The sequence below is a fragment of the Neobacillus cucumis genome, from assembly GCF_023715505.1.
Window position 1 is genome coordinate 1 of the sequence record NZ_JAMBOH010000096.1, and the last position, 787, is coordinate 787.

The 787-nt window shown below is 30.2% G+C and carries 1 protein-coding gene; it reads left to right on the forward strand.

Annotated elements, in window-relative coordinates:
* Nucleotides 1-175: 175 nt before the first annotated feature.
* The gene (locus tag M3226_RS31550; protein WP_251573417.1) at nucleotides 176-607 is read left to right on the forward strand and encodes a hypothetical protein; all 432 of its coding nucleotides are present in this window, start codon (nucleotides 176-178) and stop codon (nucleotides 605-607) included.
* Nucleotides 608-787: the final 180 nt, after the last annotated feature.

Consider the following 787-nt stretch of genomic DNA (forward strand, 5'->3'; position numbering starts at 1 on the left):
AGGTCTAATTGTAAATAAATTTCCAAATGGATGGAGCCACCTTTGATTGGGTATTTACTTTTTTGGCTCTAAATAAGAAAGATGACTAAACTGAAAATTACGACATTTTTAATGCAACACTAGTGTATATATTTAAATACTAAATTTGTCCACATTAAGATTAAGGAATGATGATATGATCCAAGATAGGATGTTAAGAATAGGTATATTAGGTGTACTTTCAACAATACCAGGAGAGATTGCTTCGAGGATATTTGTACATTTTGGCTTCGGAAAGTTTGGTATTTATGAATTATCAAGTCTTATTATTACATTTAACAGACCTGTATTTACCATAGGATTAATTGTAGATTTTTTAGTTAGTAGTGTTTTTGCAGTCTTACTTTACTTTATATTTGAAAAGTTTGGTTCATGCCATTTGGTTATAAAAACGACCGTGGGAAGTTTATTTGCCTGGTTAGTATGTGAACTATTATTCACAACATTAATAGAAGGTATATATATCGATATTAGACCCATCAACGATTATTATTCTCATATTTTCAGCACCATGATTTTTGGTATTACATTAGGATTGTTGCTAAAAAAATTTATATTCAAGAGTTAACCCTATATTAGGAGTTATATTAAGTGTAAAAGAGATTGTGAACAATAGCACTTAAACTACCATGAAAATTAACTTCTGTGAGAACCGGAAAATGGCAATACTTAAATAGACGCAGCTTATTCATTTTTTAAAAAAGAGAGGAGCGCCTGATCAGGGTGTTTGTGGACTATGAATAATGGA